Origin of the sequence: Cytobacillus sp. FSL H8-0458, from assembly GCF_038002165.1 — a bacterium.
GTDB lineage: Bacteria > Bacillota > Bacilli > Bacillales > Cytobacillaceae > Cytobacillus.
The window spans coordinates 3482482-3497401 of record NZ_JBBOBR010000001.1 but is presented as its reverse complement, the minus strand read 5'-3'; the positions used below and the strand labels follow the sequence as shown (position 1 = coordinate 3497401).

16 protein-coding genes are annotated in these 14920 nt (G+C 44.9%); 14 read left to right on the top strand and 2 right to left on the bottom strand.

Annotated features, from left to right (window positions below):
- Positions 1 to 255: 255 nt before the first annotated feature.
- The 10 genes from NYE23_RS17265 (at position 256) to NYE23_RS17220 (ending at position 6655) form a co-directional block, all read left to right on the top strand.
- The gene (locus NYE23_RS17265; protein ID WP_341079543.1) at positions 256 to 672 is read left to right on the top strand and encodes a VOC family protein; all 417 of its coding nucleotides are present in this window, start codon (positions 256 to 258) and stop codon (positions 670 to 672) included.
- 198 nt (positions 673 to 870) lie between these two features.
- Positions 871 to 1455, top strand: coding sequence for a TetR/AcrR family transcriptional regulator (locus tag NYE23_RS17260; protein WP_341079542.1), 585 nt, complete (start codon positions 871 to 873; stop codon positions 1453 to 1455).
- Positions 1456 to 1687: 232 nt separating this feature from the next.
- Positions 1688 to 2005, top strand: a complete 318-nt coding sequence (locus NYE23_RS17255; RefSeq protein ID WP_341079540.1) for a PadR family transcriptional regulator — start codon at positions 1688 to 1690, stop codon at positions 2003 to 2005.
- Positions 1992 to 2561 carry a DUF2812 domain-containing protein gene (locus NYE23_RS17250; RefSeq protein WP_341079539.1) on the top strand — a complete coding sequence of 190 codons (570 nt, stop codon included), beginning with the start codon at positions 1992 to 1994 and terminating at the stop codon, positions 2559 to 2561. Before NYE23_RS17255 ends, NYE23_RS17250 begins: the two co-directional genes overlap by 14 nt.
- Positions 2562 to 2692: 131 nt before the next feature.
- Entirely contained in the window at positions 2693 to 2893 is a 201-nt protein-coding gene (locus tag NYE23_RS17245) for a hypothetical protein (protein ID WP_341079538.1), read from the top strand.
- Positions 2890 to 3090 carry a hypothetical protein gene (locus NYE23_RS17240; RefSeq protein ID WP_341079536.1) on the top strand — a complete coding sequence of 67 codons (201 nt, stop codon included), beginning with the start codon at positions 2890 to 2892 and terminating at the stop codon, positions 3088 to 3090. Before NYE23_RS17245 ends, NYE23_RS17240 begins: the two co-directional genes overlap by 4 nt.
- Positions 3091 to 3632: 542 nt before the next feature.
- Positions 3633 to 4724, top strand: a complete 1092-nt coding sequence (locus NYE23_RS17235) for a sensor histidine kinase (RefSeq protein WP_341079535.1) — start codon at positions 3633 to 3635, stop codon at positions 4722 to 4724.
- Positions 4725 to 5414, top strand: a complete 690-nt coding sequence (locus tag NYE23_RS17230; RefSeq protein WP_341079534.1) for a response regulator transcription factor — start codon at positions 4725 to 4727, stop codon at positions 5412 to 5414.
- 132 nt (positions 5415 to 5546) lie between these two features.
- On the top strand, positions 5547 to 6158 hold the full coding sequence (locus NYE23_RS17225) for a DUF5957 family protein (protein ID WP_341079532.1): 612 nt from the start codon (positions 5547 to 5549) through the stop codon (positions 6156 to 6158).
- Entirely contained in the window at positions 6155 to 6655 is a 501-nt protein-coding gene (locus NYE23_RS17220; RefSeq protein ID WP_341079531.1) for a DUF1772 domain-containing protein, read from the top strand. The genes NYE23_RS17225 and NYE23_RS17220 overlap by 4 nt, the downstream gene beginning before the upstream one ends.
- 43 nt (positions 6656 to 6698) lie before the next feature.
- Here NYE23_RS17220 and NYE23_RS17215 read toward each other — a convergent pair whose 3' ends face one another.
- On the bottom strand, positions 6699 to 8666 hold the full coding sequence (locus NYE23_RS17215) for a M6 family metalloprotease domain-containing protein (RefSeq protein ID WP_341079530.1): 1968 nt from the start codon (positions 8664 to 8666) through the stop codon (positions 6699 to 6701).
- Between the two features lie 200 nt (positions 8667 to 8866).
- On the opposite strand from NYE23_RS17215, the gene NYE23_RS17210 reads away from it, so the two are divergent.
- Together NYE23_RS17210 and NYE23_RS17205 are read left to right on the top strand one after the other, a co-directional pair.
- Entirely contained in the window at positions 8867 to 9307 is a 441-nt protein-coding gene (locus NYE23_RS17210) for a GNAT family N-acetyltransferase (RefSeq protein ID WP_341079529.1), read from the top strand.
- A gap of 145 nt (positions 9308 to 9452) precedes the next feature.
- Entirely contained in the window at positions 9453 to 9875 is a 423-nt protein-coding gene (locus NYE23_RS17205) for a GNAT family N-acetyltransferase (RefSeq protein WP_341079527.1), read from the top strand.
- A 42-nt stretch (positions 9876 to 9917) separates the two neighbouring features.
- On the opposite strand, the gene NYE23_RS17200 is transcribed toward NYE23_RS17205, so the two are convergent.
- Positions 9918 to 11348: a polysaccharide deacetylase family protein gene (locus tag NYE23_RS17200; protein ID WP_341079526.1), complete on the bottom strand. Its 1431-nt coding sequence runs from the start codon at positions 11346 to 11348 to the stop codon at positions 9918 to 9920.
- Between the two features lie 178 nt (positions 11349 to 11526).
- Here NYE23_RS17200 and NYE23_RS17195 point away from each other — a divergent pair, with 178 nt between their 5' ends.
- Both NYE23_RS17195 and NYE23_RS17190 read left to right on the top strand, forming a co-directional pair.
- Positions 11527 to 12768, top strand: coding sequence for a YeeE/YedE family protein (locus NYE23_RS17195; protein ID WP_341080786.1), 1242 nt, complete (start codon positions 11527 to 11529; stop codon positions 12766 to 12768).
- Between the two features lie 252 nt (positions 12769 to 13020).
- Positions 13021 to 14910, top strand: coding sequence for a Xaa-Pro dipeptidyl-peptidase (locus NYE23_RS17190; protein ID WP_341079525.1), 1890 nt, complete (start codon positions 13021 to 13023; stop codon positions 14908 to 14910).
- The last annotated feature ends 10 nt before the right edge of the window (positions 14911 to 14920 follow it).

The following is a 14920-nucleotide window of genomic DNA, read 5'->3' as shown; positions in this document are numbered from 1 at the left end:
TGAATTAGAAAACCGCTCAATCAACTGTGTTGAGCGGTTTTTATATAGAAGATAATTTTTGTTATCAAGCCGCGTAAAAGTTAGGGAGCTCAGTTTTATAGAAGAGAGTTCATACAATCTTTCAACCGGCTGGGTTAGGTTTGCTGTGTTAAAAAATTCCCTTGATTTCCTTCCTCTATGGTTGTATCAACTATTTACATACATACTGTTTGTATGTTAATGTTATGGTATTAACTGGTAAGGGGGAAGTGAACTATGAAAACAACAAGTTTCTACCCGGTCATTATGACGGAACAGGTGGTAGGTACCGCGGATTTTTATCGGACTCTGTTCGGATTCGAAGCGACATTTGAATCTGATTGGTACGTAAGTTTGCGGTTGGTCAAGGAGGATCAGACCGCACTCGAGTTGGCGATCCTGGAGTCGGGACATCCCACCATACCGGAAGCTTATCGTCATTCGGTGAAGGGACTTATCCTTAACTTCGAAGTAGAAGACGTCGATGCGGAATACGAAAGGCTAATCGTTGGCAAGAAGCTCCCCTTAAGGCTTGAGCTCCGCGACGAAGCCTTCGGACAGCGGCATTTCATTACGAACGATCCAAATGGGGTCTTGATCGATATCATCAAGATCATTCCTCCTTCCTCGGAATACAGCGATCAATACAAATGAGAAGTAATGGATCGATGAAATGATGACTCACAGCTCTAAAACACATTACGGGAATCGAGCTTGCCCACCGGCTCTCTGGATCGATCGCACCTCATTTACCGCCGGCCAAGGGTTAAGAGCACTAGTCGCTTCAGGTGAGGAAAGCCTTATAACTCGAGGTACTTCTAAGGCAAAACACATATAGGAGAATAAGTCGAGATGAAAAGAAACAAGGAAGAGACATATGAAACGATTGCTTCGCTGATCAAGGTGGCCCGAAGACATTTTACTGAGAAAGGCTACGCGGCATCGTCAATGGAGGACATCGTCGCCGAAGCGAACCTGACACGCGGCGCTCTATACCATCACTTTGGAAATAAGCGCGGATTGTTCCAGGCTGTACTTGAGGCGGTTCAGAAGGAAATCGGAGACAGGGTTGAAGCTGAAGCGTCCCAGAGCGAGAATCCCTGGGAACAACTGACCCTGGGCTGCCGTGCATTCGTCGCGTCGGCCGTTGAACTGCGAACAAGACGCATTCTGCTCATCGACGGACCGGCCGTACTGGGGTGGGAAGTCTGGCGCAGCATGGACGAACAGCACTCAATGCGGCATCTGCGCGATCAACTCCAGATTATGCAGGAACAGGGAAATTTAAAGCCGGTCCCCCTGAACGCTTTAACACATTTTCTCTCCGGCGCTCTGAACGAATCGGCATTGTGGATCGCAGAAAGCCCGGATGAACGCTCGATTGAAGAAACGATGTCCGTGATTTCCCATTGCCTCAGCGGATTCATTAACTGGTAAACAGGAGCTTTTGTGTTCAACCGTAGGGCCATTTAAGTGAATAAAACTACACAAACAGTTGCTTTCCCTTGCGTAAGGAAAGCGGCTTTTTAGTTTGATTTTCCCCTGGTTCTCAAGCTTTTTGCTTAAAGTTCCTTTGACTATGCTGAAATGGTTGTTGACTATTCAGTTGAACTGTATTATTCTGTTATTAAGTTGAACTATATAGCTGAACTGAATAGAGGATGAGATTATGAAACATAAATTATTACCGTTGTCTGAAACCATGCATTATATTTTATTAGCTCTGCGTGAGCCGCTCCATGGCTATGCCGTCATGCAGAAGATAGAAGAGATAAGTAACGGCACTGTTATTTTAGCGGCAGGTACGTTATACGGTGCAATTGAAAATTTGAATAAGCATGCCTGGATCGAACCTGTTGGAGAGTCAGGCCGGAGAAAAGTTTATATGATTACCGCGGAAGGAAGCGAAATTTTGAAAATCGAACAAAACAGGCTGCTGCATATTTTATCCCTGTACGAAGGAAGTGAATCGAATGAAGAAATTTAAGATGTTTTTTGATATTGAAAAAGAGGAGCACTGGCTGAACGAGCAATTGCAAAAAGGCTATCGCTGTACAAATATTAGCGGATTGGGAATATACACTTTCGAAAAAACAGACAAGAGATATGTGATGCTGCTCGATTATCAAGATTATTTTTCAAAGAAAAAGTTCGAAGATTACAAAGGGTTATATGAAGATTTCGGCTGGGCTTATATAAATGGGCCGTGGCTTGGCGGAATTCGATATTGGCAAAAAGAGGATGATGGTCAAATTCAAATCTTTTCAGATCGCCAATCAGAAAGTAATTATTATAAAAGGCTGATGGGTTATTCATCTGGTTTAGGGTTACTGTTATTGTATTTTTCTTATATGCTTTATAAGGATTCAGGCTTATATTTAGCCGAGGGTCTTTGGAGTATGGAAGGTGCATTATTTTGGAAAGCCTTTTTATTTGAGACTCCATTTGTCCTTTTAAGGCTGCTTCCAGTCTTTATGGCTGTGTTCTTCTGCAGCAGTTTCTATAAAGCTTATCGTAAATATTCAATGTTGAGAGAGAAATAGTGCAAGTGGGACAACGGGACAGGTCAACTGTCCCAGAGGGATGGGGGAAAATGAACCTGTCCCTTTTTATGGCTGAACATGAAACTTTCTCTCCTGTAAAATCGTAAACTACTAAAAAGGGGGAGCTGGTTTTGAAAGAAAATAGCAGCAGGTTTGATTTTTACTCGGCCATTATCATTTCAGTCATAGCAATATTATTAATGATCAGGAACATGTTAACGGACATAGATTTCTTTTCCGTGACCAATGCCTTGGCTGTATTTGCTCTAGTAGTATCCCTTAGGCAGCTATATACCTTAAGCATGTCATCACGGAAAGGGGATCCATCATGAATTCGTTCACATTTGCTCTAGCCGGATTGAATGCCGGGGATATTTTATTTCAGCTCTTGGCTTTCTCCTTTTTATTGACCATTCCTGGGATTCTCGTCATTTTCTTTTTTATTTTCAAGAGAAGAAACGACAGGTTAAAGCGCATGGAAGAAAAGCTCGATCAGATCCTTTTTAGAATGGAAAGCAAGAATAAATAGTGAATCGTTTAGTGTAAGGCAGGGAGCTGGTGTGCAGAATGAATCTGTGCACTTTTTTTGATGCTTTTTAACTTAAACCACAGGAACTGGAGGATCTCGGACACAAAAAGCGAAAATCCGAGGGGCAGAGTCCGAACCTAGGTTTAACTTCGGACAGAAAAAGCAGGTAATCGTGAATTAGAGTCCGAACCTGGTGCAACTTCAGACACAAAAGACAGGTAATCGCGAGTCAGAGTCCGAACCTGGTGCAACTTCAGACACAAAAGACAGGTAATCGTGAATTAGAGTCCGAATCCGCTGCAACTTCAGATACAAAAAGCAGGAAGCGCGAGTTAGAGTCCAAACCCGGTGTTAACCTGAAAATTCAGGAACTCTACACCACCCCTCCGCGCAAAAACGTGTAAATCACCACAAAAAAACCTGCTGTTAAGAAATTTGTAATAACTGCATAATGTTTTGGTTAGAATCTTTGTTTATACTTCTTTCAAGACTATCAAGCTGGGTTCAACCCGGCTATTATGATACAAAACCGGGGTGACTGTATGTCCATAAAAAAACGATTGATTTTATCGAATATAGGGATGGTGCTGCTTCCTGTTGTTTTATTTTTGCTTTTGGAAATGGTCATTGGGTATGTATTGTTTTATCCTGTGAAAGGTTCAGTGGATCAGGAGGATCTCGAATTTTTCCGGTCGATTCGGATTTATCTGCTGGTCGGGGTGCTGGTTTTGACCAATGGAATCCTGACTTTCCTTGTTTCGAAAAGCATCATTGCTCCGCTTCTCCGGCTGAAGCAGTCGGCGAATGATATCAGCAGAGGAAATCTGGATACAAAAATAGTGGTTTCAGGGAAAAAGGATGAGCTGAACGAACTAGCCATGGCGTTTGAAAGCATGAGAAGCCGATTGAAGGAAGCCGCAGCGATGCAAAAGCTGTATGAAGAAAATCAGAAGGAATTGATTGCAAGCATTTCCCATGATTTAAAAACCCCTTTAACGAGCATTAAGGGCTATATCCGAGGCCTGGCAGATGGTGTGGCGAATACGCCGGAAAAGATGGAACGATATTTGGGCACAATTGAAAAAAAGGCGGATGATATGGAAGCTTTGATCTCAGAGCTTTTATTGTATTCCAAGCTTGATTTGCCGAATGTTCCTTATGATTTGAGGGAGCTGGATTTAGCGTCCTACTTTGATGATTACCTTGAGGAGCTTCGGTTTAATCTGGCGGGACAGCCTGTCAGTCTCCGTCTTGAGTGCGAGCCGAATCAATCGTATCGGGTACAGGCTGACAGGGAGAAATTAAATCGCGTAGTTGGCAATATTGTGCAGAATAGCTTGAAATACATGAAGGAAGAAAAGAAAGAATTAGTCGTCAGGCTGTCATCAAAAGCGGAGGATGTCGCGGTTGAAATTCAGGACAATGGTGCTGGCGTTTCACACGACGAGCTTCCTCATTTATTTGACCGCTTTTACCGTACGGATGTCTCCCGGAATTCTGCCACAGGCGGCAGCGGGCTGGGTCTGGCCATTGTAAAAAAAATTATTGAAGGCCACGGGGGGACCGTTTGGGCAAAGGGCGGAGCCGGACAGGGGCTTAGTATCTTTTTTACGTTAAAAAAGGGGGGAAGATGATTGGAGAGAATCTTGATCATTGAAGATGAGCCCAGTATTGCTGAGCTCGAACGGGATTACCTGGAATTGAACCAGTATGAGGCAGATATTGCGGCAACGGGTCAGGAAGGGCTGGAACGCTTAAAAACAAACGCCTATCGGCTGGTTCTGCTGGATCTGATGCTTCCGGATATGGACGGATATGAAGTCTGCAGGAAAATCAGGGAGGTTACAGAGATACCCATTATTATGGTGACGGCAAAAAATGAGGACATTGATATGATCAGGGGATTGGGCCGGGGAGCGGATGATTATATTGCCAAGCCTTTTAATCCCAATCAATTGATCGCCAGGGTGAAGGCGCATATAGCCAGATATGACAGGCTGGTTTCCAGCGGTCCAGGCAAGGATGAAGATATCAGGGTTGGGGATTTGCTGATTCAGCCGGGTACAAGGAAAGTATTTGCAGGCAATCAAGAAAAAATCCTTACGGCCAAGGAGTTTGACCTGCTGCTGTTTATGGCTTCCTCCCCGAACCAGGTGTTCAGTAAAGAGCATCTGCTCGAGCAGGTGTGGGGATTTGATTTCTATGGGGATGTCACAACCGTGACAGTTCATATCAGAAGGCTAAGGGAGAAAATTGAAAAAGACCCATCCGAACCGGATTATATCGAAACGGTTTGGGGTGTGGGCTATCGATTTAAACGGTAAGAGCGTATAGATTTTCTATGCGTTCTTTTTTTATTTCCGGATTTAATATTTCTGTAAGAATTTGATAAGAGTGCTGTTAGAACCTCTGCTTAGAATGGTTTTGTAAATGAACAGGAGAGGAGATGAAAGGAAATGCCAAAAAGAACAATGGCTGAAAATAGTTATATAGGATTGGGCTTGGTATATCTGGGCTGCCTGTTGATTCAGTTTTTGCTGGCGGGGATGTCGATCTTTGGGGATCCGTCCAAGTGGGCCGCCCATAAAAGGTTTGTGCATTTGTTTGGCTATGCCATTCCGGTGCTGTTGATGCTGAGTGCGCTGGCAGGAGGATTTTTTAAAAGGATTTATAAGGAAATGATAGCCGTTTTTCAGCTGCTGTTTGCCATGTATTTCACTGCCAATATGGGCTGGAAAATCAGCTGGCTTGGAGCGTTCCACCCGGTTGCGGGAGTACTGTTTCTTGGGGCAGGCGCGGCTGCGGTCCGAAAGGTATGGAAGCCGCAGGAGCCTGTTCGCTCTAAAGAAAAAAACAGAGGGCTTCTGGTTTGGGTATTGGCTGGTGCAGCCGGCGGATTAACAGCAGGAGTTATTTTATCCAATCTAATTGGAATCATTAGTTTCTATGTATTCGATCAGCGAGTGGGGATTAAATTTCTGCCGTTTTATCTGGCTGCCTTATCCGCAGTAATGGTACCTGCCTGGCAGTATAAGAAGAAACAAAACATGAAGGAGGAAAAGGAATGAAGCAAAAACTGACGTATTTCTTTATGGTTTCATATTTATGGATCACCTTTATTATGCTGGGGGCTTTTGTACTGGAGGTATTCATGGTGTATCCGAATATTTTTCATAACGTGCCGGAATCGTTTAAGGTTTCGATGGACTTTATGGAGGTTGCGAGTCCTCATACGTTTTTCCCGCCGCTTGGGTTAGCGAGCTGGATCACTGGGGCTGGGGCGCTGATTCTGGTGTGGAAAATAAAATCTGCCCGAAGCTGGGTTCTGGGAAGTATCCTTGTTATGATTCTCCTGGGGCTCATCTCCATGCTATTTGAATGGCCGCGGAATGAAATAATGTTTATTGAGGGGCAGAGTGTTCATTCAGTGGAATTTCTGAAACAGACGGCAAGGGAGTTTCTGATGATCAATTGGATCAGGATCGCCTGCAACACAGCAGGAGCGGTTATGGTGTTTGTGGGATTTTTAAAGTTTTATAAGAACCAATTGCATTCAAAAGAGTAGGCAAATGAAAAGGGACAGGCGGGCCTGTCCCTTTTTTAATCGTTTATTTTCCTGCACCAGGGCCAACACGGCGTGTAATAGTATCCGTTTTGGCAGAATCAGTTTCAGAGGTGCTTGTAAATGTAAGGTTTGTCGGTACAGGCTTGGTTTTTGGAATTTTCACGTAAACTGGAACTTCCACTGTTTCACCGGCTTGCACCTCAATCACATTATGCTCAAGCATGAGTTCCCAGCCGGCTTCCGTCTTGGCATTAAGGCGGAAAAGATCCGTATCATTGCCCGTATTGGTTACCTTGAAGTAATAGGCTGCCACCTTGCCGGGAGCAGCAAATTGGACTTTGCTGTTTTCAGCAGAGACTCCTCTCGCAGCCGGGCCGGATTCATCCATATGACGGACGGCAACTCGATAGGAGAGTGCTCCTTCATTATCCAGCTTTTTATTTAGAATGTAGAAGTGAAGACGGTTATGCTCGTCTTTATATTCGCTGACAACTCCCTCAGCAGTACCTGCCTTGAAGAGAGAATCGGAAAGCTGTCTGTAATCCCCTTTGGAATACATAGCTTCCGTTCCGTCAGGGCGTTTAAAGTCAACCTTGTGAATATCTTCTGCATGAGAGTCAATGACCCAGATGTTTGGTGCTGCTTCTGTATTTTTGGTTTTAGCCAGTAGAACCCCTGAGTCTGGAGTGAACGAGTCGAATCCTACACGGTCCACCACTTCCACTGTATAGTTGTTGTACCATTTTTCCCCGCGCTGCATGTCAGCACGCCAGTCGTCCTCAAGTGAATTCTTTGGCGTCAGATCTTCCATAGTGATGTTGATGCCGTGAAGGGCGTTGCGGCCAAACTCAACACCCGCCGGTACCGCACGTGCCAGGATATCAGTAAACACAGGCCCGGATTCAGCCAATTCCTCCCGGCTGATGTTCAAGTACTGGTCTTCAGATAAGAAGCCTTGCTTGATTTTGTTCCGGAGCATGTGATGTGCCGGTGCCGATCCGCCCAGAGTAGGGAGCACCATCCAGCGTGTATGAGGCCCTGCAGGACCATTAAAGCTTCCACGGCTCATTAATTCCCAAGGTCCGGAATAGGAGCGGGAAACAGGCTTTCCATATGGATTATTGTAGTTATCCCCCAAATTCATAATATGGCCAAATTCATGAGCGAAGGTTCCCATTCCATCGTTTTCACCCTGGATGGAAACACCCCGGCTTGCACTGGACCAGATGCTTTTCGCAGCAAGCCACGAAGTCCAAGGGACATAGCGGGTATTGGCGGAATTCGGGAATCCTTCAAAAGGCGGGCCAAATTCCTTCGCCACATCTTCTGCCGTCTGGAACATCATTTCCCCAAACTCCTGCCAGACACCTGACTCATCATATCCGGCATGCAGGATGAAGGTGAAATCGTAATTTTTGCCTGAAGCGGCAATATCCGCTTGCGCCTTTTCCATTGCTTCAGATCTTAAATTTTTTGCCTGATACTCTCCCGGCATATTGGATTGCTGTCCGAATTCGTTCAGTCCATACTGGAATTCATTGTGGTCCATACGATAGGTTCCAAATGAATCCAGTTCAACAGCCCATTTGCCATACGAATTTTCTCTCCAATATTCATTAATCGTCCGATGATTATTCAGCGGCTGCGGCTTGTTCAGGAAATCCACCCAGAACTGTCCGATTTCATCCCGCGGGATATTGCCGGTGCCGATAGGGTTGCCTGCCACTTCAGATCCTTCCGGCTGACTTAAAATAAACTCCCTGTCAGGAAAATCGACAATGACAAGCGCTCCCCTTAAAACTCTTTCAGGCTCAATATCAGCTGTGCGCCAGTCAATTCCCGGCACCGGCCGGTAATCTTCCCAGGTCATATCCTCAGGAAGCTCCCAGGACTGCACATCTGCAGGATCCGGGAAGTCTTCAAGACCCGGTTTTTCTGCATAAGCCGCAGAAGAAATGGTCATTAAAAGCAATGTTACAAAGAAGATAAAAGACTTTTTCAATTGCCTCAACTTATTTCGCCTCCCTTAATTCTAGTATTCTGGTAAATTATACAATTTTGTTTCGGTATTAAAAATATAAAATATTTAAAATATTCAAAATGATAGAGAAGACCTAAGACTGGATGCCTGTAATAACGAAATGCAGAGGGCAGTGGTAGTATAAAACTGCTATATTTAAAGGAGAGGAGCTTTCTAAGCGGGAGGGACATATGAAATTAAATATCTTTTATTCAATTCCAGTGGATGACATCTTAAAAGGAATCATGCAACTTCATAGGAACATATTCGGCGATTCTGAAGACTTAGTCAGTAAGATGAAAAGCAAACCTCAGTTGCTCGTGCTGACAGCTATGGATGGAGAAAAGGTGATCGGATATAAAATGGGATATGCCCTTGGAGAGGATACCTTTTATAGCTGGTTAGGCGGAGTAGACCCTGAATACAGGGAAAACGGGATTGCTTCCATGCTAATGGAAAAGCAGCATGAATATTTAATAGAATTGGGATATAAGATAGTCCGGACAAAGACGATGAACAAATGGAGAGGCATGCTGATTTTGAATATTAGGCATGGATTTGATGTTATTGAAACTTACAAGGATGAAAAAGGACTGCATAAGATCGTGCTGGAGAAACGATTGCATAGCTAAGGCTGCTGAAAATTGCAGCTTTTATTTTTTATTAACGAAAGGTTCATGATTACAGAAAACACCATATTTTTTTAGCGTATAATTATATGTCAAACTGAATAATCCCTCTTAGAATGTAAAACCGAAAGAGAGCGGCCCACATTTATTGGATAGCGCAGTTCAATTTTTCTGGGAGAAGTGGGGAACAGAAGAAAACTTCACTTTTTACCAGGATTGCATGATTCACTCCGGGAAAACAGAGGACGGCATCCCAAGGTTTTATGCAGCTATCCTGGATGAGCGATTCATTGGAACATATGCATTAATCCGCAATGATCTAAATAGCCGGCAGGATTTGCATCCGTGGCTGGCATGTCTGTACGTTGACCTGGACAGCAGAGGGAAGAAGCTTGGCGCCCGGCTTCTTGATCACGCTATTGAAGAAACGGCAAAGCTTGCATTAAAAAAACTCTATCTCCAGACGGATTTGGAAGGGTATTATGAAAAATACGGCTGGGCGCATCGAGGAGAGGTGTACGGGGCGGGCGGCGTCTCCCTTCAGTTTTATCAAAAGAGGACAGGCGCATAAAACAAAACGCTCAGGAAAAACCCTGAGCGTTTAGCTGTATGCTTATGATCTTTTTCCAAAAAACGTACCGGTCACTTCCTGTTCCTGAAGGGATAGAAGCTGGGAGACAGTAATGAATTCGTAGCCCGCTTTTTTCAGATAAGTCAGCAGGTCCGGCAGTGCTTGAGCAGTTGGCATATGGATGTCGTGCATTAAGACGATTGAGCCTGGCACGGCATTGGCCTTCACAATTTTTTGAATCGATGAAGCGTTTAGTGTTTTCCAGTCAAGTGAGTCGACAGACCACAGAATAAGCGGTGTATGGGCCATTCCGGCAATTTTTTTCACATCTTCATTCATGGCCCCATAAGGCGGGCGGACGGTTGCGGGAAGCTGTCCGCTTGCTTCTTTAATTTTGGCGCTGGCTTCTTCCATTTCTTTTCGGATTTCTTTTTCACCGAGGGAAGAAAGGTCCGCATGGCTGTCACTATGATTTCCGATTTCATGGCCTTCTTCAGCCACCTGGCTTGCGAGGGCAGGATAGAATTGCGCCTGACTGCCAAGCATATAAAAGGTAGCCTTTGCGTTATGCTTTTTTAAAATATCCAGTATAAGCGGTGTGACTTTCGGGTGCGGCCCATCATCAAAGGTAAGGGCAATATACTTGCCGTTTGGATCCAGCGGAGCGGTTTCGGGTTCGCTGGCTTCCGGTTCAGGAAGTTGAATGTCAGGGAGCTTCAAGTGCTGGACAATTTCATCCTTTAAGAGGGAACGAATTTGTTCGACTGGAATTTTTACTTTGACCGCTCCGGCTGCACCGGCCGCAATTTCATATTCGTTAAAATAAAGCGTGAAATTCTTGCCGCTCAGTGACCATTTCCAGCTCGACGGATTTTCCAGCGCTTCGTCAAGCATGTCATCGAACAGATAGTCCTGAAGTTCTTCCTTCTGGCCAATTTGGTTTTTTATCATCGTCCTGAGTGTTGTCAGGGACTCCTCATCCATATAGAAAACATCGGCAAGCTGCACCATTTTCTGATTCGCAAGGTCAATCGTGAACGTTTTGACCGCGGCCTGCCCATTTGCGCCGCCGGTGTACTGGTAGGCTTCAAATACCAGGGTGTACATGGTATCGGAAACTTTTTTCGGCTCCGCCTTGATATTTAGGTGAGCACGGAAATCTTCGCTGTCCAGCACCTGCCGGTTTGCCTGCACAAGTTCCAGGAATTCCATTTCCTGAGTCTGAATCCACTCTTTCATGGGTTTGTTTAAATTCTCAATTTTAGTTATAGGAGTACTGATTGCAAGGGTATAAGATTTCGTTTCCTTTGTCCGGGTTTCTAGGTTTAATCCGGGGAAAGCTGCCGGGGAAGTTGTTTCTGTTCTGGAAAAGGCCTGCAGGCTGGTGTCAGCTCCAGAGCTGATGAAAAAATAGATGCCCATAATGAAGAGGATGAATACTGCCCACGAAGGCCATTTTAACCGCTTAAACAATGATATCTTTCCTTTCCTGTCTGTAAAATTATGACTCTCCAAAGATATAATTATATCAGGAAATCTTCGGGCTGGAGAAAAATTCACCATTTACTTTTAAAAAAATATAGTATAAAATAACACTTTAATCCGACTAAAAAGATAAGAAAAGGAGTGAATGAGGTTGGCTCAAGTTGAAATGAAAAATAAATCATGGATTTCAGCACCTACAACAGTTGTTTCAAACTTAAATCCGATTCAAAAGCCTTTTGTTGCAGCTGGTGTTCTTGCAGCTCTCATTTTGTTCTTCTCTATAATAAATGCAGCGAACATGACACAGGGAGTTCTATTTATTATTGGAATTGCACTCGGTATGACCTTGCTTCATGCCCGATTCGGCTTTACATCTGCATTCAGGCGCTTTGCAAGCGTAGGAAACGGGCAGGGCTTGCAGGCGCATATGCTGATGCTCGCAGTTGCTTCCACATTATTTGCGATTATACTAAGCACAGGCTTCAGTTTTACAGGAATTGAGCCTAAAGGATATGTGTCTCCTGTAGGAGTCAGCGTCCTGTTTGGTTCCTTTATATTTGGAATCGGGATGCAGCTTGGGAATGGCTGTGCATCCGGTACTTTGTATTCTGTAGGCGGAGGGCAATCCTCCATGATCCTGACGCTGATTTCGTTCATCGCTGGTTCCACGATTGGAGCGTACCACTTCTCATTCTGGATGGAAGAAACACCGGCATTGCCGCCAATCTCCCTGGCTACCTCTACGGGACTCGGATATGGCGGGGCATTGATGGTCCAGCTTGCTTTGTTTGCGTTGATCTATTGGGTGACCCTGCAAATCGCGAAAAAGCGTAAAGCGCCAATGATGAAAGCTTTGCCTACAACAGCCGGCTGGAAAAAGATCCTGCGAGGCTCATGGCCATTGTTCGCAGCAGCGATCGTATTAGCTTTGCTGAATGCCCTGACTCTGACGGTCCGCGGAACGCCTTGGGGCATCACTTCCGCATTCGCGCTATGGGGCGGAAAAGCGCTGATGGCAATGGGCATCGACGTAACATCATGGGGCTACTTTGCATCAGAACCCAATTTAACGGCATTGAAAAATACAGTGCTTGCTGATTCTACAAGTGTTATGAACTTCGGCATCATCCTGGGTGCCTTCATTTCAGCGGCATCACAGGGAACGTTCAAGCCTGGAAAAATTAAGCCGGGTGTAGCTGGTGCTGCGATTGTCGGCGGACTGCTGATGGGATATGGTTCCCGTCTTGCATTTGGATGCAACATCGGTGCCTACTTTGGCGGAATTGCATCCTTCAGCCTGCACGGCTGGGTATGGGCGATCATGGCCATGCTCGGAACAGGTGTGGCGCTGTTCATCCGTCCGCTGTTTGGATTGAAGAACCCGAAATCTACTGATTCGATTTGTTAATGGAAAGCCTGGTGCTCTTGGTGAGTGCCGGGCTTTTTTTTTAGCCAAAACTGGCGTAAGCTCTAAGCTCCTGCTGATTTCCTCACTCTTATTCATCTTCTGATAAACTAGCGAAGCTCACATTTACAATACTTTCCTCCTATTTGGTTTAAAAAACATTTTTTGAAAAATATTGAATTTTAGGAAAAAGTAATCTATTAATATTTCTGTAATCGAAATATAATGAGTGGCAAATAGCAGAGGAGGGATTCTATGAAAAAGAAAAAGCTTATTAGACCTGCAGCTGTGTTAGCTGTCATGTCTATGATTCTATCATCACTTGCCTACACGCCTGCAAATGCAGCTGCGAAAGAGAAACCGGCACAGCCAGCACACATCGAGGAGGTAAAGTCTCAGCCAATTTATTCATATGAAGAGGCGATTCGTGAGACGGTCTATGTCGAATCCACACTTGATTCGGATGAAAACGGAAAAGCAGACAGGATTGCCGTGGATATCATCCGTCCGAAAGAAACAGAAGAAGGCCTGAAAGTTCCCGTGATCATGGATGCGAGTCCATACTATGAGAGTCTTGGGCGGGGAAATGAAAGTGAAGTGAAAGACCGGGACAAGGATGGCGTGAATGAGAAGTTTCCACTATTTTATGATAATTATTTTGTTCCAAGAGGGTATGCAGTAGCATTGCCCGAGATGGTTGGAACGAACAATTCTGATGGCTGCCCTACAACTGGCGGATATGAAGAGATTGAGAGCATCCGGGTTGTGATTGACTGGATGAATGGCAGAGCGAAAGCATGGGATCAAGATAATAACGAAGTCAAAGCAGAATGGACAACCGGGAATGTAGGTATGATCGGAAAGTCCTATGATGGTACACTGGCCAATGGTGTTGCAGCCACAGGGGTAGAAGGCTTAAAGACCATTGTTCCAATTGGCGCCATAAGCAGCTGGTACAATTATTACCGCTATGAGGGACTTACATATTACAACAACGGGCCAGGCGGCCTGGCCAGCAGAGTTGCCAGCAGTTCCCGCAAAGAGGCCTGCAAGCCGGTGTTCGATCGCTTGAACTCAGAAGCGGACGATCCATCTGGAGATTATAATGAGTTTTGGGATGAACGAAATTACGTGAAAGACGTTAAAAACGTAAAGGCAAGTGTGTTTGCGGTCCATGGATTAAACGATTACAATGTGAAAATGAATCACCTTGCAGACTGGTGGACAGCACTTGCGAAAGAAGATGTACCGCGTAAATTATGGCTCACTCAAACCGGCCATGTCGATCCATTTGACTTCCGCAGGGCAGAGTGGGTTGATACCCTTCACCGCTGGTTTGATTACTGGCTGATGGATATGGAGAATGGCATTATGGATGAGCCTGCTGTTGATATTGAAAGAGGCGCGGATCATTGGGAAACTCAAGCTTCCTGGCCGGATCAAAATGCGGCAGATGTCAAGATCCGTCTGGCACCAGGCGAGAATGACCAGACAAATGGCACTTTGACAACAGGACCAGTGAATGGCAATTTTAAACAATCTTTTACAGATAACCCAAAACAAACGGAGCAGCAGATGGTCACGAATGAAACGGCTGTCAAAAGCGACCGCCTGGCATTTTTATCTCCACAGCTTAAAGAAGACGTCCGTTTGAGCGGCATACCTGAAATTTCACTTCGGGCAAAGGTAGATAAAGAAGACTCCAACTTAACAGTTCTCATTGTAGACTATGGAACAGATACCCGCATCAATCATGAGGGCCGTGGAGAGGGAGTACGGACACTTGATACAGAAACCTGCTGGGGAGAAAGCAGTTCAACAGATGATGCCTGCTACAAAGAAACAGAGAAAACCACTCACACAGCACCATATGAAGTTGTGACAAGAGGCTGGTTTGATCCGCAAAACTGGAAAACGATTGAGAAGGACGAACCTTTAAGAGAGGGCAAGAATTATAAGTTTGAATGGGATGTTTTGCCTGAAGACTATGTATTTAAGGAAGGTCACCGTATTGGCATCATTATCGCAGGAAGCGATCGAAGACGTGCCATTCCTTCAACAACAGGGGCAACGTTTGAAGTAAAGCTTGGGCAAAGTTATATCAGCCTTCCTGTTGTGGGCGGAAAAAAAGCAGCTGGATTTTAATAGAATAGAA

Bases quoted from the DNA above. Each gene is read 5' to 3' on its own strand.
- NYE23_RS17265 (WP_341079543.1), top strand. From the start codon at position 256: ATGAAAACAACAAGTTTCTACCCGGTCATTATGACGGAACAGGTGGTA.
- NYE23_RS17225 (WP_341079532.1), top strand. From the start codon at position 5,547: ATGCCAAAAAGAACAATGGCTGAAAATAGTTATATAGGATTGGGCTTG.
- NYE23_RS17220 (WP_341079531.1), top strand. From the start codon at position 6,155: ATGAAGCAAAAACTGACGTATTTCTTTATGGTTTCATATTTATGGATC.
- NYE23_RS17240 (WP_341079536.1), top strand. From the start codon at position 2,890: ATGAATTCGTTCACATTTGCTCTAGCCGGATTGAATGCCGGGGATATT.
- NYE23_RS17195 (WP_341080786.1), top strand. From the start codon at position 11,527: ATGAAAAATAAATCATGGATTTCAGCACCTACAACAGTTGTTTCAAAC.
- NYE23_RS17250 (WP_341079539.1), top strand. From the start codon at position 1,992: ATGAAGAAATTTAAGATGTTTTTTGATATTGAAAAAGAGGAGCACTGG.
- NYE23_RS17255 (WP_341079540.1), top strand. From the start codon at position 1,688: ATGAAACATAAATTATTACCGTTGTCTGAAACCATGCATTATATTTTA.
- NYE23_RS17235 (WP_341079535.1), top strand. From the start codon at position 3,633: ATGTCCATAAAAAAACGATTGATTTTATCGAATATAGGGATGGTGCTG.
- NYE23_RS17260 (WP_341079542.1), top strand. From the start codon at position 871: ATGAAAAGAAACAAGGAAGAGACATATGAAACGATTGCTTCGCTGATC.
- NYE23_RS17190 (WP_341079525.1), top strand. From the start codon at position 13,021: ATGAAAAAGAAAAAGCTTATTAGACCTGCAGCTGTGTTAGCTGTCATG.
- NYE23_RS17210 (WP_341079529.1), top strand. From the start codon at position 8,867: ATGAAATTAAATATCTTTTATTCAATTCCAGTGGATGACATCTTAAAA.